This is a genomic window from Calothrix sp. PCC 7507 (genome assembly GCF_000316575.1).
In the GTDB taxonomy this organism is placed as follows: Bacteria; Cyanobacteriota; Cyanobacteriia; order Cyanobacteriales; family Nostocaceae; genus Fortiea.
The window spans coordinates 550,086-576,663 of the sequence record NC_019682.1; the positions used below are offsets into that span (position 1 = coordinate 550,086).

20 protein-coding genes and 1 tRNA gene are annotated in these 26,578 nt (G+C 42.0%); 13 read left to right on the forward strand and 8 right to left on the reverse strand.

The genetic code is table 11. The features are described from left to right. Positions 1 to 477: 477 nt before the first annotated feature. Positions 478 to 3,108 (forward strand): trans-splicing intein-formed DNA polymerase III subunit alpha N-terminal partner DnaE-N, encoded by a 2,631-nt coding sequence (locus tag CAL7507_RS02495; protein WP_015126843.1) that lies wholly within the window; start codon positions 478 to 480, stop codon positions 3,106 to 3,108. On the opposite strand, the gene CAL7507_RS32160 is transcribed toward CAL7507_RS02495, so the two are convergent. Then, positions 3,097 to 3,237, reverse strand: coding sequence for a hypothetical protein (locus tag CAL7507_RS32160; protein ID WP_015126844.1), 141 nt, complete (start codon positions 3,235 to 3,237; stop codon positions 3,097 to 3,099). The two genes, CAL7507_RS02495 and CAL7507_RS32160, sit on opposite strands and share 12 nt — an antisense overlap. A 218-nt stretch (positions 3,238 to 3,455) precedes the next feature. Between CAL7507_RS32160 and CAL7507_RS02505 the strand changes: the two genes are divergently transcribed. The 11 genes from CAL7507_RS02505 to CAL7507_RS32165 all read left to right on the forward strand — a co-directional run bounded on the left by CAL7507_RS02505 (position 3,456) and on the right by CAL7507_RS32165 (position 16,132). Beyond that, positions 3,456 to 3,530 (forward strand) — tRNA-Thr (locus tag CAL7507_RS02505). A gap of 432 nt (positions 3,531 to 3,962) precedes the next feature. Beyond that, on the forward strand, positions 3,963 to 4,544 hold the full coding sequence (locus CAL7507_RS02510; protein ID WP_015126845.1) for a YdeI family protein: 582 nt from the start codon (positions 3,963 to 3,965) through the stop codon (positions 4,542 to 4,544). Positions 4,545 to 4,709: 165 nt separating this feature from the next. Next, positions 4,710 to 6,233 carry a slipin family protein gene (locus tag CAL7507_RS02515; RefSeq protein WP_083862939.1) on the forward strand — a complete coding sequence of 508 codons (1,524 nt, stop codon included), beginning with the start codon at positions 4,710 to 4,712 and terminating at the stop codon, positions 6,231 to 6,233. A 1,467-nt stretch (positions 6,234 to 7,700) separates the two neighbouring features. Beyond that, positions 7,701 to 8,795: a septal ring lytic transglycosylase RlpA family protein gene (locus CAL7507_RS02520; RefSeq protein ID WP_015126847.1), complete on the forward strand. Its 1,095-nt coding sequence runs from the start codon at positions 7,701 to 7,703 to the stop codon at positions 8,793 to 8,795. A 249-nt stretch (positions 8,796 to 9,044) separates the two neighbouring features. After that, positions 9,045 to 10,649 carry a bifunctional pantoate--beta-alanine ligase/(d)CMP kinase gene (locus tag CAL7507_RS02525; protein ID WP_015126848.1) on the forward strand — a complete coding sequence of 535 codons (1,605 nt, stop codon included), beginning with the start codon at positions 9,045 to 9,047 and terminating at the stop codon, positions 10,647 to 10,649. A gap of 552 nt (positions 10,650 to 11,201) precedes the next feature. Next, on the forward strand, positions 11,202 to 11,804 hold the full coding sequence (locus tag CAL7507_RS02530; protein WP_015126849.1) for a superoxide dismutase: 603 nt from the start codon (positions 11,202 to 11,204) through the stop codon (positions 11,802 to 11,804). 170 nt (positions 11,805 to 11,974) lie between these two features. Next, positions 11,975 to 13,216 carry a hypothetical protein gene (locus CAL7507_RS02535; RefSeq protein ID WP_015126850.1) on the forward strand — a complete coding sequence of 414 codons (1,242 nt, stop codon included), beginning with the start codon at positions 11,975 to 11,977 and terminating at the stop codon, positions 13,214 to 13,216. A gap of 80 nt (positions 13,217 to 13,296) precedes the next feature. Next, positions 13,297 to 13,503, forward strand: a complete 207-nt coding sequence (locus CAL7507_RS02540) for a hypothetical protein (RefSeq protein WP_015126851.1) — start codon at positions 13,297 to 13,299, stop codon at positions 13,501 to 13,503. A 261-nt stretch (positions 13,504 to 13,764) separates the two neighbouring features. After that, complete coding sequence (gene purM / locus CAL7507_RS02545; protein ID WP_042341154.1) at positions 13,765 to 14,793, forward strand: phosphoribosylformylglycinamidine cyclo-ligase; 1,029 nt, start codon at positions 13,765 to 13,767, stop codon at positions 14,791 to 14,793. 338 nt (positions 14,794 to 15,131) lie between these two features. Then, positions 15,132 to 15,818 (forward strand): PHP domain-containing protein, encoded by a 687-nt coding sequence (locus CAL7507_RS02550; protein ID WP_015126853.1) that lies wholly within the window; start codon positions 15,132 to 15,134, stop codon positions 15,816 to 15,818. A gap of 152 nt (positions 15,819 to 15,970) precedes the next feature. Further along, on the forward strand, positions 15,971 to 16,132 hold the full coding sequence (locus tag CAL7507_RS32165; RefSeq protein ID WP_160166302.1) for a hypothetical protein: 162 nt from the start codon (positions 15,971 to 15,973) through the stop codon (positions 16,130 to 16,132). Here CAL7507_RS32165 and CAL7507_RS02555 read toward each other — a convergent pair. Beyond that, the gene (locus CAL7507_RS02555; RefSeq protein ID WP_015126854.1) at positions 16,095 to 17,039 is read right to left on the reverse strand and encodes a DUF4351 domain-containing protein; all 945 of its coding nucleotides are present in this window, start codon (positions 17,037 to 17,039) and stop codon (positions 16,095 to 16,097) included. The two genes, CAL7507_RS32165 and CAL7507_RS02555, sit on opposite strands and share 38 nt — an antisense overlap. Positions 17,040 to 17,324: 285 nt before the next feature. On the opposite strand from CAL7507_RS02555, the gene CAL7507_RS02560 reads away from it, so the two are divergent. Beyond that, on the forward strand, positions 17,325 to 18,194 hold the full coding sequence (locus CAL7507_RS02560; protein ID WP_015126855.1) for a DUF5895 domain-containing protein: 870 nt from the start codon (positions 17,325 to 17,327) through the stop codon (positions 18,192 to 18,194). Positions 18,195 to 18,342: 148 nt separating this feature from the next. On the opposite strand, the gene CAL7507_RS02565 is transcribed toward CAL7507_RS02560, so the two are convergent. From CAL7507_RS02565 to CAL7507_RS02590, 6 genes are all read right to left on the reverse strand, one after another. After that, positions 18,343 to 19,599: a murein transglycosylase A gene (locus tag CAL7507_RS02565; protein ID WP_015126856.1), complete on the reverse strand. Its 1,257-nt coding sequence runs from the start codon at positions 19,597 to 19,599 to the stop codon at positions 18,343 to 18,345. 3 nt (positions 19,600 to 19,602) lie between these two features. Then, complete coding sequence (locus CAL7507_RS02570; protein WP_015126857.1) at positions 19,603 to 19,857, reverse strand: hypothetical protein; 255 nt, start codon at positions 19,855 to 19,857, stop codon at positions 19,603 to 19,605. 1,053 nt (positions 19,858 to 20,910) lie between these two features. After that, a complete protein-coding gene (locus CAL7507_RS32610) occupies positions 20,911 to 21,303 on the reverse strand; it encodes a hypothetical protein (protein WP_015126858.1) in 393 nt (130 codons plus the stop codon). Positions 21,304 to 21,428: 125 nt separating this feature from the next. After that, complete coding sequence (locus CAL7507_RS02580; RefSeq protein ID WP_015126859.1) at positions 21,429 to 23,165, reverse strand: ShlB/FhaC/HecB family hemolysin secretion/activation protein; 1,737 nt, start codon at positions 23,163 to 23,165, stop codon at positions 21,429 to 21,431. A gap of 276 nt (positions 23,166 to 23,441) precedes the next feature. Next, positions 23,442 to 25,292, reverse strand: a complete 1,851-nt coding sequence (locus CAL7507_RS02585; protein ID WP_015126860.1) for a bifunctional serine/threonine-protein kinase/formylglycine-generating enzyme family protein — start codon at positions 25,290 to 25,292, stop codon at positions 23,442 to 23,444. 273 nt (positions 25,293 to 25,565) lie between these two features. Next, positions 25,566 to 26,366 (reverse strand): ABC transporter permease, encoded by an 801-nt coding sequence (locus CAL7507_RS02590; protein ID WP_144051181.1) that lies wholly within the window; start codon positions 26,364 to 26,366, stop codon positions 25,566 to 25,568. Positions 26,367 to 26,578 lie beyond the last annotated feature (212 nt).

A 26,578-nucleotide genomic window follows, 5' to 3' on the forward strand; every position in this document is an offset into this window, starting at 1 on the left:
GCTGGGCGAAAGAATGTGATGCGAAGGGACCGCAGCAACATTAGGGGCAGGGAGAAATAAAAAAGAAAGCAATTACAAATCATGAAGAATTATATAGCATTTCTCGCCCTAGTGAGGTACATCGGTAAGGGCATGGCACTGCCATGCCCCTACACAGCGTGATATATTTTTGTACTTCATTTGAATGGGAAGCGCTATAAGTATATAAGATGGCTTTTGCTGATTAATAATGTACCAATTGAGTAGCCACAACCATCATCGGTGTGTGACGCGGCGACAATATATTTTCTTGAGCAATGTATGACTTTTAGCGTCACACACCCTACTATTCTTAACTGAACCGTATTGACACGTATCCTACTCCCCTGCCCCTGCTTAAGTATCGGGTAACTGATTTGACTATATAAAATATCGCCTCCGGGATTGAAAAATACGCAAACTGCGTTAATGTAAGATCCCGTCGCGTTTCCTGTTCTTATGTCCTTTGTCCCTTTGCATATTCATAGTGACTACAGCCTACTTGATGGGGCTAGTCAGTTGCCAGAGTTGGTTGATCAAGCGATCGCACTGGGGATGAAAGCGATCGCCCTCACGGATCATGGTGTGATGTATGGTGCTGTGGAACTGATTAAAATCTGCCGCAGTCAAAACATCAAGCCAATCATTGGCAACGAAATGTATATTATCAACGGCGATATCGAAAAGCAAGAACGCCGTCCCAAATATCATCAAGTGGTTTTAGCGAAAAATACTAAAGGCTACAAACATTTAGTCAAATTAACCACAATTTCTCACCTCAAAGGTGTGCAAGGCAAAGGGATTTTTTCCCGTCCTTGTATTAATAAAGATTTACTCAAAGAATATCATGAAGGCTTAATCGTCACCAGTGCTTGTTTAGGTGGAGAAATTCCCCAAGCAATTCTCAGTGGTAGACCAGATGCAGCGCGTAAAGTTGCTCAATGGTATAAAGACGTATTTGGTGAAGACTTTTATTTAGAAATTCAAGACCACGGTTCCCAAGAAGACCGCATTGTCAACGTAGAAATTATTAAAATTGCCCGTGAATTAGACATTAAATTTGTTGCTACTAACGATTCCCATTATATTTCTTGTTTTGATGTTGAAGCCCACGACGCTTTGCTATGTATTCAAACTGGCAAGCTAATCAGTGAAGATAAACGAATGCGATATAGCGGCACAGAATATCTTAAATCTGGGGCAGAAATGCAGATGCTATTTCGTGACCATTTACCAGATGATGTCATCACTGAAGCTATAGCCACGACTGAAGAAGTTGCAGATAAAGTCGAACCTTATCATATTATGGGTGAGCCAAAAATTCCCACCCCGCCGATTCCCTCCGGTCACACACCTGACACTTATTTAGAAGAAGTTGCTTGGCTAGGACTTTTAGACCGCTTACATCGTAAATCCCGCAATGAAGTTGACAATACCTACAAAGAAAGGTTGGAGTATGAACTTAAAATGCTCCAACAAATGGGTTTCGCTACCTACTTTTTAGTAGTGTGGGACTACATCAAATTTGCTAGAGATAATAACATTCCTGTAGGACCTGGGCGGGGTTCAGCGGCTGGTTCTTTGGTTGCCTATGCTATGCGAATTACCAACATTGATCCAGTGCATCATGGGTTACTATTCGAGCGCTTTTTGAACCCAGAACGGAAATCTATGCCGGATATTGATACGGATTTCTGCATTGAAAAGCGAGATAAAGTTATTGAATATGTAACTGAGAAATATGGTGCTGATAAAGTTGCCCAAATTATTACCTTTAACCGTCTGACTTCTAAAGCTGTCTTGAAAGATGTCGCCAGAGTATTAAATATTCCCTACGGAGATGCAGACAAGATGGCAAAACTGATTCCTGTGGTGCGGGGGAAACCAACCAAACTCAAGGTGATGATTTCTAAAGACACACCAGAACCAGAGTTTAAAGCCAAATATGATAACGACCCTAATGTTCGCCATTGGCTTGACATGGCAATGCGAATTGAAGGTACTAATAAAACCTTTGGTGTCCACGCTGCAGGTGTCGTGATTTCTGCCGAACCCTTAGATGAAATTGTCCCTCTACAAAAGAATAATGACGGCTCTGTAATCACGCAATATTTCATGGAAGACCTGGAATCAATGGGGCTGTTAAAAATGGACTTTTTGGGTCTACGAAACCTCACACTGATTCAAAAAAGTATTGATTTAATTGAAGAAACTAGGGGCTATAAGATTGACCCAGATGAAATCACAGGTCAAGAAAGAAAAGCTCAGAAAATATTAGCTAAAGGTGAACATAGCACCATGCCAAAAGATGTGCAAAAAGCATATGCACTATTAGAAGCAGGTGATTTAGAAGGGATATTTCAATTAGAATCTTCGGGGATGAAACAGATAGTCCGAGATTTGAAGCCTTCTAATATCGAAGATATTTCTTCAATTTTGGCACTCTATCGACCAGGCCCATTAGATGCGGGATTGATTCCCAAGTTTATTAACCGCAAACATGGACGGGAAAATATTGACTATGAAACTCCGATTTTAGAACCAATATTAAATGAAACCTATGGAATTATGGTCTATCAAGAGCAAATTATGAAAATTGCTCAAGATATGGCCGGATATTCTCTAGGACAAGCCGACTTGCTGCGTCGCGCTATGGGTAAGAAAAAAGTATCCGAGATGCAGAAACAGCAAGAAAAGTTTATTGATGGCGCGACTAAAAACGGGGTGAAAAAGCAAGTAGCCGAGCAATTATTTGCTGACATGTTGAAGTTTGCTGAATATTGCTTAAGCTATGACACAGAAGTTTTGACAGTGGAATATGGCTTGCTTCCCATTGGGGAGATTGTGGAGAAGGGGATTGAATGTAGAGTGTTCAGCGTTGATAATCATGGCAATGTTTATACCCAACCCATAGCACAATGGCATAATCGCGGACAGCAGGAAGTTTTTGAGTATGGTTTGGATGATGGTTCAGTGATTCGGGCGACAAAAGACCATAAATTTATGACGACTGATGGGAAGATGTTACCCATTGATGAAATATTTGAGCGGGGTTTGGATTTGTTGCAGGTGCAGGGTTTACCGGAGTAAGTGCTGTTCCCAATCTGAGTTGGAAATTTCAATTCCGTAGGCGAGGCAGTTTTCATCCATCGATTGAGTTTCCCGCCGACTTTCGATGAAAAAATATGACACTTGCGTCAGTCCTATTTCATTCAGCATTTATAATTTTTGATTTCGCTGTGTTAGATTTGGAACAAGATAGTCATCAAGTTACAAGGCTGTGGTTCAGGTTCTGTATGCCTGACTGGTGCGCTAGCCTCTGGTTTAATTGCGTATACCGCTAAGTAATTTATACTATTCCACAGTTTGATTAGCTCAGTGGTAGAGCGGCCGATTTTATCGGTTGGACGTAGGTTCGAGTCCTACATCAAACTCCCAGGAAGTTAGCTCACTGGTAGAGCGATCGACTTGTAATCGATTTGTTATAGGTTCGATTCCTATACTTTCAACCAACCCTGTCCGGGTCAAAAGACACTACCCTGTCACGGTAGCCATATGGTACGGGAGAAATCCCAATACGGTTCGAGTCCGTTTCTCAAAAACTCTGCGATGTATGTGTTTCACTATTGAACATCATAAAATGATGCTCAGTAGTAGCAGTTACGGAGCTAGTGCGAATCTACCTCTTCCTAACTTGAGTATGTCCCTTCGTTTTCTACATCCAGTCTCTCAACGAGATTCTGGAACTGGCAAACAGAACGGCATATCTGAGCGTTGTTTCTGGTTCTCGATCGCCTCCGGGTAATCTAGCGCTAGTAACAGCAATCTTCATCCAGTTTGGGAGATGCGATCGCCCGCGCCAAAACTGTAAACACCTACATTTGCAGAGTTTTCAAATTTAATGTAGTATATGTAGTATGTATTGACGGCGATCGCTTCCTGCTATGGCAAAATTTGATACCCAACTAGCAGCTATTTATGCTATGAATCGCCAAGAATGGCGGCAATGGTTGGAGAAAAACTACGATTCCTCGCTCGGTGTGTGGCTAATATATTACAAAGTAAAAAGTGGTCAACCAAGCGTTCAATATAGCGAAGCAGTAAAAGAAGCCTTGTGTTTTGGATGGATTGATAGCAAAGTTAAATCTTTAGATGAAAACCGTTACATGCAAATATTTACACCACGAAAACCGAAAAGTGTATGGTCTAAATTAAATAAGCAATATATCGCAGAACTCATCGAACAAGATTTGATGACTGAGGCTGGTTTAATAAAAATTGCAGCAGCAAAACAAGATGGTTCATGGACTAGTTTAGATGCCATAGAAGCTTTAATCATTCCGCCGGATTTAAAGCAAGCATTAGCAGTAAACGAAACTGCCAATAAATATTTCGAGGAATTAAGTAACTCAACCAAAAAGAATATACTCTTTTGGATTGAAAGTGCCAAACGTCCAGAAACAAGGTGGAAACGAATTGAACAAACTATAATCTCAGCAGCACAGCAAAAAACTCCCAAGTTATAAAAAATCCCAGAATATAGAACTCCTATTTGATTTTTCAAAAAACTTAGTACACCTCTGCCTCCCTTCTTGCCTATTGCCTATTGCCTATTGCCTTCCTACACAGATAAGTTAAAAAATCAAAGCTAACTACTATATCTATATCTTAAATAATCTATGAAAATTTTTATGTGGCAAAACTTTTATATTAAACCTAACGAAATCGGCATTTTATATCATCGCAGTGATTTTGAGAAAATCTTACAGCCTGGTAACTACACCTATTTTGGACGCCATTGGCAAGTCAAAACCTATGACCTCAACCAACCAGAGGCAAAAATTGAGAACCTAGAACTCTTGCTGCGTAATTACAGTTCAGAGCTACAGCAATATCTCTTAATTGTACGTACAACGTTTAATCAAGCAGCTTTAGTCCGCTGGGGTTACAACTGGGTAAGTGTTGCACCTAATCAACTACAGGCTTTTTGGCGGGGTTTCATTGACGTAGAATCCTATCTTTTCAATTTAGAAACAGATTTAGAACTACCTACCCAGTTCGTACAGCAATTACGCGGTATTGCCATCAATGGATTGAAAAAGTTTCAAATCTCCGAATCTGAGATTGGTTTATTGTATGTACAGAATAATTTTGTGCGACCTTTAGAACCTGGAGAATACGCTTTCTGGTCTGTAAACAGAGATGTTACAGTCCGGACTCTCAGCCGGATTTTACCCAATCCAGATTTTCCGCTAGAAGATGTGTTAATTGAGCGACACCCTGATTTTGTGGCTGCATATTGCGAAACAGTACAGCTAATCGGTCAACAGGTAGCAATTGTACGTTATCAAGGTAAAGTCATTTCTATCCTGCCACCTTATAGCCGTAAGCTATTTTGGCGAGGAGTCGAAGTCGAGGTAATTGACATCACCACTGATGCTAAGTTACCACCTCGCTTAGTCGCAGAGTTAATATCCGGTTCACCAGAAACGCTTTCCCTGAGCCGCAATTCTTTACATATTCGGGAAATATTATCACAGCACATTGGTCTACTGTATATTAATCAAGAGTTTCAAACGCAACTCCAGCCTGGGATACATGCGTGGTGGATATTTGGACGCTCTTGGCAAACGGAAGCAATTGACCTCCGTCTGCAAACTCTAGAAGTATCTGGTCAAGATATCCTCTCTAAAGATAAAGTGCCTCTGCGCTTGAATTTAACCGCTGGCTTTCGCATACTAGATCCATTGCAGGCAAAAAATGGCTTGTCGGATATTAGTAGTTTCTTGTACAAAGAACTACAGTTTGCTTTACGTGCGACTGTGGGAGAACGTACTCTAGATGGATTATTGGAAGATAAAGGGGTAATTGATACAAGTGTCTCTGAATACATTCGCCAGAAAACCGCAAATTATGGAATCGAGATTGACTCCGTTGGGGTAAAAGATATTATTCTTCCTGGTGAAATTAAGACTATTTTGAGCAAGGTTGTCGAGGCGGAAAAAGCTGCTCAGGCTAACGTAGTGCGTCGCCGAGAAGAAACTGCTGCGACTCGCAGTATGTTGAACACAGCAAGAGTAATGGAAGATAATCCTGTAGCTCTGCGTCTTAAGGAACTGGAAGTATTAGAACGGATTGCGGAAAAAATAGATCGAATTCAAGTCAATGGTAGCTTGGATAGCATCTTGACTGATTTGATTAGCATCAATAGATAATAAGCTATGGAGGGTTTATAGCGGTTCCCATTCAGATGCGGTACAAAATTATATCGCAAGCTGTAGGGGCACGGCACTGCCGTGCCCTTACGGGTGTACCTCACGTCACCGAGAATTGCTATAGCAGTGCTAAACCCCTACGAAAGACGTGTTTTGTTTATCATGCATATTTTGCATTTCCTGTCAATGCGTAATAGCCCTTTCAAGGTGGTGAAATTCGGAACGAAAATTGGTTATTTCAACCTTTAAAAATCCCAAAATCTGAGCGGATAACTTAGGATGATCACACTAAAGCAACGTATCTTCGTTTGTCACCTTGAAAGGGCTAGTCCCATAAGCTATTACGCAGTTAAATTGTATATTTCGCGCTCAGGTTGTCAAAAGTCCTTTCTTTAAAGGCTAGCTTGGACTTTTGACTTCTGACTCTGGACAGTCCTAACACGAAAATATTTGATTTAGGCGCGCAGCAACTTAGTATTCGTCTTGAGAGAAATAGAAACTTTTTCCCCTTCTCCCTTTCAGGCTTCGGTGTGACACTTCGACTCTTCAACTCTACTGAGAGCATCGCAATATCAATGCGGAGACGCTCTGACGCTAACGGTGGTTTCTTTGTATCAAAATTATAGTGAAACGATATTTTGGGTAGTCTTGGGATCGACCACTCGCTCCCAAAAATCATACTTCATCTACTACTGAGGCGACAATTGTAACTTTTTTTCTGGGTTAGTGGACTAATGAACACGCATTTACTAATTTAGCCTATTTTTTCAAAATTTATTTTTTTTGCTAATTGAGGAATACTAGCTGGATTAGCATTCTACATTGCACCCTAATATCACTGATATTAAAAGTGATAAATATAACATTTTTATAGACATAAGATAATTTGATAATAACGAATATTTAGTAGTATAAATCACTAAAATTAGATATTTACTGTTATCAAATCTGATATGTTTCTTTAGCATAAAAACCTTGCATTGTTAGGTTTTCAGAAGAACAAAAATCCTTAATCTAGTAAAATTCACTAAGTATTTGCACTAGTTCATGAGAACTTTATTTATTTAATTTGCCACTTATATGGGCGATAAATTTTTTTTGCTGAAAAAATACACGCAGCTATAAGCATTTGAGTCAAAAATAGACGCTGATCCATCAATGTTAGTTTCTTAAAGATGTTAAATTTTTATAAGAAAAGTTTTACTTATCAAAAAAAACGTTACACAGTCGAAATCCTCATTCGGAAAAGGTTTGACGCTTGAAATTAAATTTTGAATTTGATAGAGTGACCAAGACCTACGCTAAAACCCTGATCCCCAAGATCAGAGGTTCGTGTTAGTCTGTTGCAGTTATAAATAAAAAGTGAAAGCGGAACGAGTTCGAGTTGTAGAGGGATGTCACAATCAGTGGCTCAAAATCCCACGAATCGTGAAACTGCTGTTCTACAGTCGCTTTAATATCGGACGCATGAATCAAAGACATTTGTGGACTATTGTCGCCCTGTTTCTAACTGTTTCAGGGATGCCCTCAATCGGTCGTACCCAAACACCTAAGGGAAAAACTCAAGTTTCCCAGCCAGCACCTACTGGTGATGTGATGAAGGTGGGAGAGTACCAATCCCCAACAGGGAAACTGACTTCGGATGCTGTGATTACAGAAATTCACACTCACAGCATTAAAGGTCGTAAGGCGGCAACTCTTTTTATCAGAAATATTCCTGTTCTCACCTTTTTGAGTTCTATACCAGTTGCCAGTGTTGAGAGTAAAGTTGGTACACTTGGTGATACTAGGGGCGTACAAATGTACGCCCCTATTGCTAGGAACTCACCCAAGGTAGGGAATGTGGGGAATGTAGCAGATGCGGGCAACCAAATCAGCACGGCTCAAAATGACCCGGTTCAAAGAGCTGGTGTAACAGCAGCGAGGATAAACCAGTTGCTCCGGGATGGTGTAGACGCTAGTCAGATTAGCGTCAGTTGGCAGGGACAAGGCGAATCTCCAGGAGCCAATCAAGCTCAAAACAAGAGTGCCTCTGACCAACAAAAGCCAGGCGATCGCTATATGATCAAAATCAATAGCAACGAGTTGGTGGAAATCAATGAGAATACGCGGCTAGCCGATTCCACCAATAACCTTGCAAATGATGCTTTACAAGCTACTAATCGCCTGCGGAGACTCTTAGGTAATGCCTCTCCCATCAGCGAGATTTCTGATTTACCAGTGTCAATTCCCAAATTGCCACAGGCGATCGCGATCGGTAAAGTGCGACTCAACTTTCGAGGAGTAGCATCCTATTATGGCTATGATGGCTCTGGCAATAGCACCGCCAGTGGTAAGAGATTCAATCCAGAGGGAATGACCGCTGCCCATCGTAGTTTACCCTTTGGTACAAAGGTGCGTGTTACCAACACCCGCAATGGTCGTTCTGTAGTGGTGTCAATTACCGATCGGGGTCCTTATATTCGTGGGCGAATTATTGACCTGTCTGTGGGTGCTGCCCGGATTTTAGGCATGATGGGTAGTGGTATTGCACCAGTACAAATTGACGTATTAGGAAGATAATCTGAGGGCATGGGGCATTGGGCATGGGAAAAGATAATTGCCCAATCCCCATTCTTGATGCAGGGTGCAGGGGGAGAATAAATTTACCCAGTCCCCAGTCCCCAGTCCCCAGTCCCCAGTCCCCAATCCCCAGTCCCTAATCCCCAGTCCCTAATCCCCAATTCCCAATTCCCCTAGTTAAACCGTCTCTTACCCCTATTTCAGATATAAACTAACGGGGGAGGGATCGAGAAAAACTAGGGGTATTTTGTGCGCCTGCTGACAACAGTCGCAGCTTTAAGCTGCTATTTAAATAAAAGCCGCTCGGAAAACAAGTGTGCAGTTTCAGAGGATCTGGTACTAGATGAGATGACTAGTTGGTACCAGACAGCAGTCGGTTTGGTGCCGACAATGGGAGGGTTGCATCAAGGTCATTTAAGCTTGATTCAACGAGCTAGACAAGAAAATTCTACGGTGATTGTTAGTATTTTCGTCAATCCCCTGCAATTTGGCCCCAGCGAGGATTATCAACGCTATCCCCGGACTTTAGAGTTAGACATGGAACTCTGTGAACAAGCCGGGGTAGATATGATTTTTGCTCCGACTCCGGAAGAAATGGGAGTTCCCCAGAAGAATATACAAGAATCGAAGGTTACACAAGTAATACCGCCATCTGCTATGATATCAGGCTTGTGTGGTAGTTCTCGGCTAGGTCACTTTCAGGGTGTAGCAACAATTGTTACCAAGCTTTTTAACTTGGTACAGCCTGACCGAGCCTACTTTGGCCAAAAGGATGGTCAGCAACTAGCTATTATTAGGCGGCTGGTGGCTGATTTGAATTTTGCCGTAGATATTGTTGCTTGTCCAACGTTGCGGGAAGCATCTGGTTTGGCCTTAAGTTCCCGCAATCAATATTTGACTGCAACGGAAAAAAAGCAGGCGGCGGTGTTGTATCGCGGCTTGCAGCAGGCTGAAGTTGCGTTTCTCTCTGGGGAACACGATTCTGCCAAGCTGATAGCGCTGGTACAGCAAGAAGTGGCAATGGTCAGTAATATTTTCGTGGAATATATTGAATTGGTTGAACCGACTACTTTGATGTCATTAGAAACAGTTGAGGAGGAAGGAATGCTTGCGATCGCAGCTCGTCTTGGTTCTACACGTTTGATTGATAATACCATCTTGTGCGATCGCCTACCCGTCATCGCTATTGATGGCCCAGCAGGCGCTGGAAAATCCACAGTGGCTCGCCAAGTGGCAACAAAGCTAAATCTTGTATATCTAGATTCAGGCGCTATGTACCGTGCTGTGACTTGGCTGGTGCTACAAACAGGGATGGCGATTGATGATGAGTGTGCGATCGCTGAACTAGCTAGCCAGTGTGAAATCCAACTTACTCCCAGTCAAGATTTACAATCTCCTGTGCGGGTTTTGATTAATGGTACTGATGTCACCCAAGTAATTCGCACTGTTGAGGTGACATCAAAAGTATCAGCGATCGCTGCTCAGGGTGCTGTACGTAAAGCGCTGGTAAAACAACAGCAAAGCTGGGGAAAAAGAGGCGGCTTAGTTGCTGAAGGACGAGACATTGGTACTCATGTGTTCCCTGATGCGGAAGTGAAAATTTTCTTAACCGCTTCTGTAAGTGAACGCGCACGCCGTCGCCAGCAAGACTTTAAAAAACAAGGTCAACCCGAAGTTAACCTAGAGCAGCTGGAACAGGATATTGCTGAACGTGACTGGAAAGATAGCACTCGCAAAGTTTCTCCTTTGAAAAAAGCAGCCGATGCGATGGAAATTCAAACTGATGGACTCAGCGCATCCGAAGTCAGTACACAGATAGTCAACTACTGCCAGCAGCGTTTATCTCAGTGGTAATCATTGTGATTTGCCTGAAATTTTCTGGTTAAATGGAGTTGTGAGTAAGTACAAACTCACAACTCCATTTAAATTTTAAAAATACTATGCTCTGATTCACCAATCAACTCTATTGGGTTTTAACTAATCTCTGCATATCCAATTCTAACTAATTACAAAATTAATTCATCTAGCTAAAGACTGATTTTATAGTAAACTGTTACGCATTTAACTTGTACATTTACCTGATGACTGATGACTGTTAACAGTCATCAGTGAACCGTCAACCATCAACAGCTTCAGAGTCTAAGATTAGTGTGTGCTTAATAGCTAAAAGACTCTGTCCATCAAGTATTAGCTGTTTTTATTTATAATCATTAATTTCTATATTTTGGCTAATTTAACTTATTACCAAAGTACTTTGTCTGAATCTTCACTTTGGTAGTAGAATGACGATGTTAAGTTTTATATCCCAGATTTAAGGATATAAAACTAGCAAAGACAAAAGCTGTAATTTCCTAAGCTTCCGCAATAGCTTTAAACTGGAAACCGATCAAGAGAGGATTTCACAAAATGGCATTCGTACAAGCTCCCCTACCTTACGACTTCAATGCTCTAGAGCCATACGGCATGAAAGCTGAAACCTTCGAGTATCACTATGGCAAGCATCACAAAGCTTATGTAGATAACCTCAACAAGCTCACTGATGGTACAGAACTCGCTGACAAGTCACTAGAAGAAGTCATTCAAATTTCCTATAAAGACTCCTCTAAGGTGGGAATTTTTAACAACGCCGCCCAAGTTTGGAACCACACCTTCTTTTGGAGTTCCCTAGCGCCTGCAGGTGGCGGCACACCCACCGATGAATTAGCTGCCAAGATTGACAAAGATTTTGGTAGCTTAGACAAGTTAAAAGAAGAATTTTCTAACGCTGCTGCAACTCAATTCGGTAGTGGCTGGGCTTGGTTGATTGATGATGGTGGCACACTGAAGGTGATCAAGACACCAAATGCAGAAAACCCTTTAGCTTATGGACAAAAAGCACTCCTAACTTTAGATGTTTGGGAACATGCTTACTACATCGATTACAGAAATGCTCGTCCTGGGTACATCAAGAATTTCTTAGATCAGTTGATCAACTGGGACTTCGCTGCTGAAAACCTCGCAAAAGCTTAGTCAAACCTATTTTGACGTTGGAGAGACGCGATTTATCGCCGTCTCTACAAAAAATTTATTCGTCAATTATTTATTTCCACCATTTTTGATTATTTGCTAGGGAAAAAAGGGCGCGCTTTAGTTGATATACTATCAGCGCGCTTCTAGTATTTTCGGCGGAATCCTGAGTTATGCGTCTTTTTGTCTGTTTGCTGTTGCTGTTGTTCACCCTGGCATTTCCTTTAGCACCTCTACTGAAATCGGCAACACCGAATGTGGATGTTGAGCAGTATTTAATTAATGGACAATTTCAACAGGGAGAAGCAGCTCTTTATTCCCAGCTTCAGCAAAATCCCCAGGACGATCGCACGCGATTTGGTTTGGGAGTTGTACAACTCATGGGTGGGGCGGAACGGTTACTACAGTCCCTCTACCGTTATGGGTTGAGGCAAAATTCCTTTACAGCCTTCTTTCCCATCCTGCGTCTTCCAGTTCCAGCCAATCCTGCACCACAGGAGATTACTTACGCAGATTCTCGCCGCATTCTGCAAAATTTACTAACTGATCTGACTAAAGTTAAAGAAACTCTCGAACCGATCAAGGACTCCAATATCAAGCTACCACTGCGGTTGGGACTAACGCGGATGGATTTGAATGCAAATGGCAAGTTGGAAGCTGATGAATCGTTCTGGAAAACTTTTAGTCTGCTAACTGGAATCCAAGCAACAGAGAAAGCAGCACAAAATTTTGCGATCGCTTTTGATGCTGGGGATGTGTTATGGCTGAAGGGATATTGCAATTTACTATCTGCGATCGCTCAAGTTGTCTTGGCGCACGATGAACAAACACTGTTTAACTCCACAGCTCATCTAATTTTTCCTAAACCCCAAACACCCTATCAATTTCTGGTTCAAGGAACATCGCCCTTTGATTTTGGCGGTGGCTTAGATATTGCTGATCTCGTTGCGTTTGTGCATTTAATCAACTTTCCAGTTGTGGAACCTCAGCGTCTCATAGCTGCACTACAACATTTGCAAGCTGTAACAGCCTTGAGTCGGCAATCATGGAAACTGATTTTGGCAGAAACCGATAGCGATCGCGAATGGCTACCAAATCCTCGCCAAAAGGGCGTAATTCCCAATGTATCCATAACTCAGCCCATGATTGATAGTTGGTTAAGTTTTCTGAATGAGGCTGATGCGTTGCTAGAAGGCAAAAAACTGGCTCCATTCTGGAGAAAACGTGAACTTCGGGGTGTAAATTTGCATAAAGTTCTCACTCAGCCTCGTCCTTTTGATTTGGTACTTTGGGTACAGGGAAGTGCGGCTGCTCCCTACTTGCAGATTGGTAAGCAAACTGATGCAGGTGTTTGGCGGCAATTGTTCCAGGTTTTCCGAGGACAATTTTTCCAGTTCGCTGCTTGGTTTAATTAATGGCTTGGTGCTAGAAGATAAGAAGCAAGAAAGTTTGGTTCATCAGCTTTTGGTAAATTTCTCATCATTCAAGAAAATATATGGATAGCAGAGAACTAGCTCACTACTTGGAAGCAACGAATGGTATCGCCAAACCTTGGCTATTAGTGCAACTACGCTTGAAGAAACTGCAAGAACGTCAAGCCATAATTTCCGAAGATACCTATGCTGAGGAATTAGAAGATATTTACCAAGACTTGATGAATTTGGGCGAATGGTGGCGCGGCATTGAAGATGAGGTATTTTAATTATCAGTGGAAACAAGAAACAATAGGCAACTAACGCTAGAGTGATGGTAGCCTAAGTTGGTAGCGGATTAAATCAGTGAACAGTAAATAGTTATCACGGTTGCAGTCGAGGATTTAACACTTCGACCCTTCGACAAAGCTCAGGGCATCGCAAGCTCTGTCACCACCCCGACTGTAGCAAGATCCCCCAGGGGGACTCTGGCTGATAACTGATAACTGATAACTGATAACTGATAACTTTTGATAATGGTGCAGTCAGGAATGGATTATCGGGATGCTGGAGTTGATGTTGAAGCTGGTCGAGCCTTTGTAGATCAAATTCGCAATTTAGTTCACAGTACCTTTAGACCGGAAGTCATTGGTGGACTGGGTGGTTTTGGTGGTTGCTTTCAACTACCTAGTGGTTATCAAGAACCAGTATTGGTTTCTGGAACAGACGGTGTGGGTACAAAGTTAAAGGTTGCTCAAATTCTCAACCGTCATGATACCGTTGGCATTGACTTAGTGGCGATGTGCGTCAATGACGTACTGACATCGGGTGCAGAACCACTGTTCTTTTTAGATTATGTGGCTACAAGTGCTTTAGATAAAGAACAGCTAACTCAAGTTGTTGCAGGTATAGCCTCTGGTTGTAAATTGGCAGGTTGCGCCTTACTGGGGGGAGAAACCGCAGAAATGCCCGGTTTTTACCAAGTCGGTGAATATGACTTGGCTGGGTTTTGTGTAGGAATTGTGGAAAAAAGCCAAATGTTGAATGGTTCCCAGGTGCAAATAGGAGATGTAGCGATCGCTCTGGCTAGCACTGGTGTACATAGTAATGGCTTCAGTTTAGTCCGGAAAATCGTCAGCGATCGCGGATTCTCTTGGAGCGATCGCCCAGAATTGTTAGGCGGTGAAGTGATCGGCGAAGCTTTCCTAAAACCTACGCGCATTTATGTTAAGCCCGTTCTAGCTGCCCGTCAAGCAGGCTTAGAAATCCATGCTATGGCTCACATCACAGGTGGTGGATTACCAGAAAATCTCCCTAGATGCCTCGGGAAAGGTCAAGCAATTACAATAGATCCCGACAGTTGGACTCTCCCCCCCATATTTCAGTGGCTAGCTGAAGCCGGAACAGTGAGTGCTGAAGCTATGTATAACACTTTTAATATGGGCATTGGATTTGTGCTGTTAGTGCCACCCCAGCAGGCAAAAGAGGTGATTACTCACTTTCAATCACAGGATATTCCGGCTTTTGCGATCGGTGAAGTTATTGCTGGTTCTGGTGAATTAGTGGGATTACTTAAATAGAAGATAAGATTAATACATTTAAATGATACTTAACTAAAGTTTTATCGAGTACAACCTTTGACTAAACCTTATGTTTATCAAGGGTGTACTACAATTGTTATCAATATTCTGAATGGAATTTTTGGCAACATTTTTTACTTATAGTTATACAAGCAATTGAAAATACTCATGTCCGTCACCGCTAAGATTTGCTAACGTAGTCTTAACATATTGAAAAAAATCGCTGATGAAGCTAAGAGGATAGCTACCAACACTACTTGAAAGTGTTGGTGATTTATCATCAGGAAACGTGGTGTGTGGGTGTGTTGAGAATAGTATATTTTTGCTCAGAGGGGGTTATGGTTGTAAATTTTGCCCGGACTTCTACTTCCACGGAAATTTTGAAACAAGTATTTCAGACTATTGATGCTCAAAGTTGTCCGAGGTTATTTAACTTTCATATGCACACTGTCTTCTCGGATGGCAGATTGCAGCCACATGCTTTAATGGAGCAGGCGATCGCTATTGGACTACAAGGACTAGCCATCACTGATCATCATAGCGTTGGCGGCTATCAAGCAGCACAAGCTTGGTTAGAAGATTGGAAGTGGAATAATCCCGGTGCAACCCCTCCCCACTTGTGGAGTGGTACAGAGATTAATGCCAATCTTTTGAACACTGAAGTCCATATTTTGGCTTATTCGTTCGAGCCAGAACACCCCAGCATCAAACCTTATCTGCAAAGAAAAATAGCAACGGGTAGTGAGTATCAGATAAATCATGTGATTGCGGCTATTCATCAAGCTGGGGGATTAGCAGTGCTGGCTCATCCAGCACGTTATAAGCGATCGCACCTCGACTTAATTCCCGCAGCAGCTGAAAACGGTATCGATGGTGTAGAAACTTTCTATGCCTACAACAACCCCAACCCTTGGAAACCAAGCGTATTGGAATCAGAACAAGTGCAACGGTTAGCTATTGAATATAATCTGTTCAATACCTGCGGCACCGATACCCACGGTTTAAACCTGCTTCAGCGCTTGTAAAGATGAAGTCGATTTTTCCTAACACTCCTGGTTCTTCCAGCCAGGGGAGTTAATACCAATTCAAAAGCTGGATTTCAGAATTAAAGTGAAATGGTATCAGTCGGCAGTTGTGTTTGTAAGTTACTCATAGATAATTTGAGCAAGCGATCGCATTGCACAATGACTTTCTAGAACAGCAGGCGCGATATCAGCAAGAAACACCAGAACAACGACAAGCTGAAAAAGCCTGGGAAGCAATAGCAATCGCCCATCTCCTCAACTTGATAAAAGCGCTCATTACCTATCCCCCAACCAAGCCTCTAAATCAGCAATAGCGGAAAAATCTAACAGCGCTTCACCCAAATCCTCTAACTCCGCCACAGACAAACTCTGAATGTGTTCCTGTAACCTGGGAGTTAAGGCACTAAAGCGACGATTTAGCAGGCGGATAATCAACGATAGGGCTTCTTCCCGTCTTCCCTGCTGTAGTCCCCGTTCAATACCTTCTTGCATCCAGCTAGTAACAATTTCCATAACTTGTTCCTCCTGTCTTGGTTCAATGCTAGCAAGTTGTGCTTCAAACACTGCTTTCTCTTCGTCGTTTAACTTCAGGTAGGTATCAATAAACCCAGAAATTAACTGTACTTGTGCGGGGTTTAAGCCTAGCGTTGTCAGTAATTGTAGTGACATCAGCTTGACGGTAGGACGCTCTTGGTTATCCATTCGCATTTTGGACATCAAAGCGCTAGCTACAGGATTTGGCTGATTGACAAAATCTTGCCACGGTAAGCGATTTAGCTGGATGACGCGATAATTGAATTCCAGCACAGTCCAACCGGGAAACTCGATGCGATAGGTGTCGGGTTCTGGGGTTTGGGGGGAATCATGGGAGTAGATGACTATGGGATAAACTGGGAGTGCATATATTTCATGCAAACGGGCGAAGTAGGTGAACATTCGCTGATTAAAGTCAGTTTGAGCATAGGATTGGTGTTCTGTGTGGATCACAAACAAAGCATCCTGGTTTCTAAATGAGGCTCGCACGACTAAATCAACTATTTTTCGCTCGCCCTCAGTCACATCAGTAAATACCTCTTGGGGTAAAAACTCTACAGAGTCCCGTTCCCAGTAGGCGCTGACATCGGGGAAAAACAGTTCGATAAATTCTGGGAAAAAATTGGTGAGTAGTTCTTTAAACAGGCGTTCGCGTAGCGTGCGCGTAGCGCATTCGTGGTCAATCATTGAATGATTTTAGCGGATTATTCCTGAAAAACAGCAGCAGAAATCAGGGCAGATGGAGAAACAAGCGGGTGTTAAAATCTACTGGAGAATGTGCCAAATAGCCTAAAAGTATTACCGCTCAATGGCGATCGCCTAAAGCTGTGCAACAATTTTTGTGCATTGCGGCAGGGATTGCACAGGGATTGATTCTGTCTTAATCTGGAAAAGTTATCCAAAAAGCAGTTTCCTAAACACTCTCCACACAGATACACTTATTTAACAAAACACTTTTGATAGCCTAAAACGATGAAAGCATCTGCTAAGTTCGACTTTGAGGACGAAAAATTTAATGCACCCCCTTCTCAAGTCATCCCCTGGTGTCAGATGATTAATCCTCGGTATGGCACTGATGGACTCCAGCCCCACGGTTTGGCAATTAAACTAGATAATGCTAATGCTGTTGGTTTTCAGCCTGATGAAAATTGGCAGCAAGTGGAGCATGAATTTAGCTCTGGTAATGAAACGGTATTTCTGAGTACTACACCAAGCTTAGTTATAGTGCGTCGGGGGCCATTGTCTGTCAAAGACCGAGAAAGTGGTCTTAAATTAGGTACACTCAAAGATAATTATGATGCGTTTTTAGCAGACAAACTTAAATTTAAAACTTTCACTCGCTACCTAATTTTTATAGTGGGAGAAAATAAAAAGTTTTTACATGATTCACCACTACAATTAACCCTCAATGGTGCGGCTGGGGCAAGTTTCAGTAAAACATATTGCGAATTTCAACAAGGTAAAGTCGTTGGTGGTTTTGTTGCAGAATTAGAAAAGGCTTATGCCGGATATCGCAAGCAACCTGTGACACCAAAGGGTCCCTTATTCCACGCTCACGGGATTTTTTCACCCATAATTGAGTGTGAAGAAAGAGGTATTGAACCAAATACAGTTTTGGTAGCTTCTACGGTCAACTTCAAACATCCGACGATTGGAACTTTAACAGAGTATTTGATTGCTTCGGATTCTCTGGAATCTACAATCATCTGCAAGGCTTTTGAAGAATATAAGGAGTTTGGTAAGGAAGCGGTGAAAATAGAAACACCTAAACTGGAAATGGCAGGTGTTTCTAGTTCTTACGTTTACGCTGATGAAGATGATTTTGGGTATCCGCCATATTAGGGACTGGGGATTGGGGATTGGGGATTGGGGACTGGGGACTGGGGATTGGGGATTGGGGGAATAATTGCCTATTGCCTATTGCCTATTGCCTATTGCCTATTCCCTATTCCCCATTCCCTATTGCCTATTGCCTCTTTCCCATTCCCTATTACTTGAGCAATAAATAATACAATAAACCATTGCCGCCTGTGATGCCGGCGCGATCGCCTGCTAGTTTCCCAGATCCCATGAAATAATCTACCCTTCCTGGGCCTTTGATGGCGCTACCTGTATCTTGATCAAGCACAAAACGGCTGACTGCACGATATTCGAGCTTGTTACCACTGGTAGGGTAGGGAATAGAGGTGTAAACTAGCGCTAGCGCTCCCGGCGGCATGAGAGACTTATCTGTAGCAATAGAACGCTCTGGTGTAACGGGTACATGAATGCTACCCGTAGGTGCGACGCCACCAGTTTCTTTAAAAAAGACGAATCGTTCCCAGCGTGGCAGATAATTATTCAATTCCTTTGGCTGTCGCTGGAAATAATTGACTACTTTCGGTAAAGTCAATGCGTCAAGTGGTAGTTTGCCATCTTTTGCTAGTTCTTTGCCGATACTTGTCCACGGATAATCTGTTCCACCTGCATAGCCAATGGAGGTTTTTTTGCCATTGGTTAGCTTAATTTGGGCAGAACCTTGGATATGTACCATATATGCATCTAGGCGATCGCGGAACCATAATAGTTCTAAACCATGAAGCTGGCTTTTATTGCCCAATAAACCATCTTTACCTTCTAAATCCAGACGTTTTGGGTGGGGTTTAGCCCATTTGTCAAAGTCTGGTGGTAGTCGATATAAGGGATATTTGTATACTGAGGTTTTTACCCGACTAGCGGTATAAACAGGCTCGTAGTATGAGGTGAATTTCACAGTACCCTTACCATCGTTGCCTACTGACTGGTAAAGGACAAATTCCCGCCGAATAGATGCTTGCAGTTGATCTGGAGACTTAGATTGCACAACCAACTGACGGAAACGTAACAAACTCCGACGTACACGATCAAGTGTAATTTCTTTGATGGGATATTGTTGATACGTGGCGATCGCTGCATCTTTCGCTAGGTAACTCAGACTGTTGTCAATCGATGCCAATAGTGCCTGGCGATCGCCCCGTTTACCCCTGCTACCCCAAATTTGCTCATCCCAGCCTAGACAGGCTTGGCGGGGGCTACAATCGCTTCCTAAGTCGATAGGTTTAAGCGGCGGCTGTACCTCAGGAATATTTGGCGGAGGTACTGGCACAGGTATCACAGGACTGGTCTGTACTGGTGGTGGTAAGTTAGGTACTTGAGCAACAGCTGACCATAGTGTGTTTACGGAGGCAATTCCTAGACTCAAGGAAAGCAAAGCAAGGGTTTTTCTCATCATTTAGTCAAATCTTTCAACACTAGAACTAAAAACTGGTTCTACTCGGATTGCCAATATCCGGGCTGGCCGCACTACTAAGTACTCTTGCTGAATATTCTTGATCGGTACGTTGATCAATTCATTAGAATCACACTTAGGCATAAGCGCGCCACTGTACCACTTTTGAAACTCTTGAAAAGTGGTAAAACGTACTTCTTCCCGGTGACCACCTTCTAACATCAGGTGTACTGCGTATTCATTCGGTGTTCTAGGCATAAGGTCGAATCATTTGCAACATGTCCAACCCATTGTTAACCACACTACCCCCGAATGAAAAGGGGAAGTATACGGGAGATGGGATAACTGTTCGAGAGAGTTTGGCATTAATCACCCGTTACTCATCACCCCTAACTCTTAGCTTTTACTTTCGCCTATGACGGATGCTTACCCAGAAACAGTTCCCAGCAAATTGCTATGGTAGGAAAATCTTCATAGTGAAAACTAGGGTTGAATATAATGCTTGCCAATTTCAGCCGATAATAATCGTACCAGGTAAAGGATCATGAAGTTGCTGATTTTACCTTTAAGGTAACTTGGATATGATGACAAAACTAATCATAATATAGGACTCATATTTGATTTTTGAAATTATACGTAGGGGAGCCACCCTCGTGCGCGGGTTTCCCGCGTTGATAGGAGTGGCGTTGGGCACTGCCTAGGGTGTTGACTCTGTGCCTTTTTAGCAATTAAAAAATCAGGCAAAATATGTCTATTCATTGCAAGCGGAGCGAAGCAATCCCCGTCTTTGCGATTGCTACCCTTCTCCTGCGGAGACGCTGCGCGAACGGGAAACCACTCCGTGTCTACATTCCTCGCAATGACACAAAAGTAGCGTGAACCAAAAACCGGGAAATTCCATCAAAGTCAACAGCCTAGTAGTCTGTCAGGGTTGAAATGAGGGACTGTAGTGTGAGCGTCTCGCTCACGCGGGCTTTTCGGCCCGCACTACCAAAAACCCCTCAAAACAAAATTGACAAACCACTAGGCACTGCCCACCAGATCAGATTTGAGCTATTAGCCTCTTAATTCATTAGACTTCTTACAAAAGTCGAAAAGTCGTAAATGTCATTCTGAGAGAAGCGAAGAATCTCCGAGATGTTGAGCAAAGCGAAACATGACATGGAAAGCATTTTTGCAAGAGATCCATTCTAACGTGGGTGAGTCAGCGTACACTGAAGCCATTTCTAGCTTAAGTTGACACCGATGATGAGGGTGGCTCCCCTACGTGTATTTCTTCACTTAGATGAAAAGTGCTGTAAACCTCAAGAACTAATATTTCTGAATCAGAGTGAATAGATAAAAGCTAGCAACAGCAAATATGAAAATAATAGTAGCAGAATATACTACTACATCCTTGATAATAAATAATATCCAATCTTTTCTCAGTTCTTGTTTAAACTTGAGTTCTCGCAACTGATGTTCAAGTTCTATATTTTCTTTGGAAGGCAAACTTACATAACCACTAGCATATATATTATCAATGATTTCTTCTGTTGAGGGTTGGTTTTCCCAGTGAGCAACATTTTCTACAAAATTATCTAATGAGTGATTAGTTTGGTTTGATACAGTTGGCAAATTATGCTGTTTTAGCTTGCTTATTTCTTTTTTGATTACTTTTTTGACAATTTTGACTATCAAAGGTTCCAAGTTTTTTTCTGACATCTGTTGTTAAAGTTTTTATAGCATAAAGTTTCTGCTTTGATTTTAGTAGAACTGATTGCTGCACAAATGAAGTCTTGGCTACAAGAATCAGTTATCAGTTATCAGTTATCAACGTGATAACTGATTTAAAAGGGATTGTAGATAATGGAAAAGTATAAGCCGTTTTCTTGCAAAGTTTTTTGCTCAGAGCTAACAGAGATTAAAGGAATACCCCAGTCAAGACGAGCGGTGAAGCGATCGCTCTGCGTCCAGCGCAAACCTAGACCAATAGATGCTAAGGTGTTAGGGTCTAGATTGTTAGCACTAGAATTATTCCAAGCAACACCGAAATCAATAAAGGGAATCGCTTGTAATAGGCTATTGGTTTGGGGTAGGCGGAGAATCGGTATTTGCACTTCGGCGCTTACAAAAGCACCATTATCCGATAGTAGCAAATCTTGACGGTAGCCTCTCACACTCTCATTACCACCTAAACCAAACTGTTCTAAAGGTAGAAGTGATGTAGATGTCAATTGTGCATTGGCACGGATTAACAAAAAGGTATCAGGAGCTAATAGCCTCACCCACTGTGCTTGTCCTTGCCAAGAGAAGAAGCGGCTATCGGGAAGGTCTTGATTAATTGTCGCATTTAACGCACCTATACCTAGATTGAATTGCGATCGCAAAGCAATAACTTCACGGGTGTTACGAGTTGTCCAATCTTGAAAAAATCGTAACGCAGAGATGCTTGTCCTTCCATCTCCATCAGCGCCTAATGAAGGGAAAGGTATGCGATCGCCTTCGATATAACTAGCTTCACTGACTCGATGAGCCGCTGTCAAACCAACAGCAATTTCTTGTGTGGGAGTTTGCAGTAGGGGTTGACGGAATGTCAGTTCATAATAATGAGAAGCCGATTGAATATCGAGAACACTAAAGGGATCTTCGATAACTTTACTTGACGCTGTGCCCAAGTTGAAAGAGAGCGTACCATTATGAGGATTTAAAGGCAAAGTATAGCTAGCATCAAACACATTACTACCATCTGTATTGGTGTAAGCTAGACTCAAACCATCTCCTAGTCCCAACAAATTAGCTTCACTCAATTGTAAGCGCCGGCGGATTGTGCCGACACTAGGCGATCGCCCGTTATCTAGAGCTAGTTGAGTGCTAAAGGTTTTTTCTTCCTTAATCTGGATTTGTAGTACGCTGGAACCCGGACGAGATCCGGTAGCGAGTTCTGCAGAGAGAGTTTGAATTAACGGATTCAGCTGTAGTAATTGTAGTGCTTCTAACAACCGCTCTCGATTTAGGGGTGGTGATGTGGCGATCGCTAAACGGCTGCGGACATAATTAGAGTTTAATCTTTTAGTGCCTGTCACCTGAATATCTTCTAATTTCCCTTCCACCACCTGAATTTTGATCACACCAGATTGGATTGTTTGCGGTGGGAGATAAGCACCAGAAGTAATATAGCCTTTTTGAAGGTATAAATCAGTAATTTTAGACCGAGCCTGAAATAGTTCCGCCAAGGAAATCGGTTTGTTGGTAAAATCTGCTGTGGCTTGAGCTAACTCTTCGGGACTAAATGCTGTGCTACCAATAATTTCAAACCTGTCCACCGTGATAGTTTGCGGAAGTTTGTCAGGGAGTGGCAATTCAGGTAGGGAATTTGGGTTAGGAGATGGGAATAAATCAGCTGGTGGGGGAAGTAGCTGGGGTGGTTGAGGTGAGGGAAGGGGGGAAGGCGATGGTGGCTGCACATCCTGGGGTGGCGGGAGGATAGTCTGTGCGATCGCTGTCTTAGATCCACTACCGACCCACACAAAAAAATTCAGCGTCAACCAGGATACTATTAGCTTGCGAAGACAGTGATCGAACATGACAATAAGTTTGTTTTTGCCAGGAACTATTTGAGTTTATAGGGACAAACCAATCTGTGAAAATCATTTCATCATATGAATGGGATTTTAGATAAAGTCAGGAAAAAATTATTTAGCTAGGCTGAGTTGATATCTAAAAATTTCCAAATTACATCTTTGAAATAAACATATTTCTTAATTAAGATAAAATTCAATATTTTTTTTATTAAAAAAATGAGTTAAATATTAGAATACACCAATCTTCTAACGTGAGTTCGATAGATTCTCAAAAATCTCTTAAATAGTTCGTGGCGCACAGAACACAACCCGAAAGCCACATATCCTCAACCCACCATCAGACTCATTCCAGCTACGACTGGCGCTGCGACAAAGTTCTGCACTGAAACTCCAAGAACCACCACGCAATACCCGGCGATTAAAATCACCGCCAATTTCCCAAACTTTGCTATCTGTAGGTGCATCATGATAATTATTGTGCCAAGAATCAGCACACCATTCCCAAACTAGCCCGTGCATATCATACAAGCCAAAGGCATTTGCCACATCAAAACTGCCGACATGTGTGGTTTCTTTGCGATATCTAGTTCTGGCTTCTACAGAATAGTTATCATTATCACTACAGCATACTAAATCCGGGGTAATCACTTCGCCAAAATGGAATGATGTAGTAGTTCCAGCGCGACAAGCATATTCCCATTCCGCCTCACTGGGTAAACGATAGTCTCGTCCAGTTTTTTCCGCCACTCTGGCACAAAATTCCACAGCTTCATGCCAAGATACATTTTCTACGGGTCGATTTGCACCTTTATATTTTGATGGATTGGGATTTAAAGATTGTTTGACTTTAGGTAAAGCTGCTACAGCACGCCACTGTGCTTGAGTTACAGGAAACTTACCCATAAAAAAGGGTTCAACTGTAACTTTGTGTTGAGGACGTTCGTCAGCATCGCCTTCAAAAGGTGGTGAACCCATCATATAAGTATCGCCAGGAATCGACACCATTTCTAGTGTGATGGACTTGCTCAATTCTTCGGCAAAAAATTCAGCACTCCGGCGATCGCGATTCACCTCTCTACCAGCTGTATCTACCGTGACGACATCAAAACTAAAAGTTTGTAAGGGAGGCAGTGGCGGAATAATTTTTTCTGGTATGGATGGTAATATCAGTTGCGTAATAGCCAAAATTTCTGCTTCTAAAGCAGATGTTGTTGTAGACTTCAAGTCATTGAAAACTTCTGTGGCTGATTGATACCTATCTTTGGGCAAATGTTTGAGCAACTTATTGAGAACTTTTCCTAAATCATCGCTGACGATGATGCCATTTTCTTGTAAAAGTTCTTGCCACAACCATTTAGCATTCATGGCATCATACAGGCGATCGTGAATCTGTCCATCAGCATTTTGTAAGGGTAAACATTGTGTTAGCAGGCGCACACAAGTTACACCCAAAGCATATAAATCACTGGCGTGACAAGCAAATCCAGCCATTTGTTCAGTTGGGGCATAACCAATGGTATAAATTACCGTAGCTTGTCTAGCCATGCTTGTTTGTGTAACCTGTTTAGCACCGCCAAAATCAATTAATACGGGTTTACCATCACTCTCACGACGAATGATATTTTCTGGTTTAATATCCCGATGAATCACATTCAGGGAGTGGATGAAGTCAATAACTGGTAATAAATCAGCTAAAAGTTGCCGAATTTGTGCTTCGTCAAAGGGTCTTTGCTGTACTTCTTGCAAAAGAGTTTTACCTTGAATAAATTCTTGTACAAGATACAAGCTTGAACCTTGTTCAAAGTAAGCTAGTAATCTAGGAATTTGGGTATGATTTTCTCCTAGTTCATACAAGCGAAAAGCCTCTTCTTTGAAGAATTCAGCGGCTTTGGTGCGTTGTCCTGTTCCTTGAACTTGAGGAAAAAATTGCTTGATGACGCAAGGTGCATCTAATCTATCAGCATCTTCAGCAGCATAAGTTCTGCTAAATCCACCTTCACCTAGTAGCCTTAATACGCGATAGCGATTTCTGAGAAGTTTGCCAAAGTTGCTTTGGCCGCAACTTACGCAAAATCTATTGCTGTCATGATTGAATGGATTTGAGCAATTGGGATTTTGGCAGATTTGCATAATGAGGGGAAAATAGCATCTTGTCCCAAGTTAGCCCCAATATTATCAGATTGAAAACAAATAATCGTTTAAATCATTCAGCCTGCATAAATACCTAAATTAAGAGTATTATTTACAGGGATTTTGTTTATTTTTTGTGAGATTTCATGTACTTTTTAAATTAATGAATAGATATGAGTGGGTTTATTTACATTACGAAAAGAATAATACGACTAAGTCATTTAGTTTGTCAAGCGTGTGCTTTTAGTATTGCCAAATACAGGTTATCGACCTTCACTTTTTCTCTCCAGAAGCACGAATTAATTCTGCTACTAAAGCAGCGATCGCAGATACTAAAATTAAAATTACACTCAGAGCATTAATATCAGGTTTAACTCCTGTTCTAATACGACTAAAAATTTCCATTGGTAGGGTGTTAGAACCACTACCAGCGGTGAAACTGGCAATCAGAAAATCATCTAAGCTGAGGATAAAAGCTAACATACAACCAGCTAAAATCCCAGGCATTAACTGCGGTAGCAAAACTTGGATGAATGCTTGTACTGGTGTAGCGCCTAAATCAAGTGCAGCTTCTTCTAAGTGAGGATCTAAATTGGTTAGTCTTGCACCAACTACAAGTCCAACATAAGCTAGACAAAACACTACATGAGCTGCAACAATTGTCCACAAACTTAAAGGGATTGCAAAAGCTGCCAAAAAAACTAGGGTAGCTACAGCGATCGCAATATCGGGAATAATCAATGGTAAGTAAGAAATACCACGATACAAATTCTTACCAAAAAACTGATAACGCGCTAATCCCACAGCCATTAAGGTTCCCAGCACAGATGAAATGGCTGTAGCACAAAATGCCACAATCAAACTGTTTGTCAACGCCGATAAAATGCGATCGTCAGTGAATAGTTTGCGATACCAGTCAAGAGTGAATCCTTGCCAAGTCGCACTGTAAGGTGACTGGTTGAAACTATAAAAAGCCAGTACAAGTATAGGTAAATACATAAATATAAACACAATTACTGAGAAAACCGCCTGCCAGATGACACGCGGTTTTTTTCGAGACGGAGAAATATTCACGATGAGTATTTTGTTTGAGTCATGCTTTGGGGAAAATACAAAATAGCATATTTATATCCAAACGTCAATAGAGAGACTGTTGATGGTTAACTGTTAACTGTTGACTGCTGACTGAGAGAGACAAATAATCCATGCCCAATGCCTAATTCCCTCAATTTAGAGATAAGTAAGTTGGCACAATAAAACCAAACTATATGAAGAAAAGTAAACAA